Raw genomic sequence first — 764 nt, 5'->3', positions numbered from 1 at the left:
GGCTGAAGCCTTGGGCATGACTGATTTGAATGGTGGCGCGCTCTTCAACGCTGAGTTCGGTATAAGACATAGGGGCAGCACCGTACCGGAAAGGTCAGGTGTTGCACTCAGTTTTTGCCGCCGCCCCCTAAAAAAACCGCGGTAACCAATTATCCATGGGGTTTACAACATTAGGAGGCGAACTTTGAGAATATCACTCACCGCAATTTCCGCTTAGCAAGCCTACCGGTTCATGCTCGACTCCAAAAATAGCTGCAGCATCAAGGAAATGGTTCGAAGCATCACGGGATCGTTTTCGCAGCATCAGCCTAGCCTCCCTCTCGAATTGATCTTTCATGAGCCACTTGATTGTTTTGGCCTTACGTTTGCCTTTCATGATCAATCTCATTAGGTCTAATCGTTTGGAGCGCTTTGGGGTGAAAGTATCACCAAACGCTGCAGCATGGTGGTTCACAAGGCAAACGGTTCAGCCACTTGAATCAACATCATCTCAACCGCTCTTGTGTCGGCAATGAACGCAAGGGTAGCGCTGCCGTGGTGATGCATAGCTACCGGCGTAAAATATCCGAATATATCCTGCTGATTATAAATTATAGTCAGCAGGATATATTCGGATATACACCAAAATTCATACGCCCGGCGGCGGCAAAAACTGAGTGCAACACCTGACCTTTCCGGTACGGTGCTGCCCCTATGTCTTATACCGAACTCAGCGTTGAAGAGCGCGCCACCATTCAAATCAGTCATGCCCAAGGCTTCAGCCT

Annotated in this window: 2 protein-coding genes; both read right to left on the bottom strand. The window is 49.1% G+C overall.

Going from position 1 to position 764, the window contains the following annotated elements; all coding sequences use genetic code 11:
• Positions 1 to 193: 193 nt before the first annotated feature.
• Positions 194 to 376, bottom strand: coding sequence for a hypothetical protein (locus AC19YY_RS31005; protein ID WP_046071061.1), 183 nt, complete (start codon positions 374 to 376; stop codon positions 194 to 196).
• 74 nt (positions 377 to 450) lie between these two features.
• On the bottom strand, positions 451 to 764 hold a 314-nt coding region (locus tag AC19YY_RS31000; RefSeq protein WP_500605324.1), incomplete at its 5' end, for a hypothetical protein.

This window comes from Pseudomonas sp. MF09156 (genome assembly GCF_059862305.1).
The sequence above is the reverse complement of the archived record's forward strand: the minus strand, read 5'-3'. Positions and strand labels throughout refer to the sequence as shown.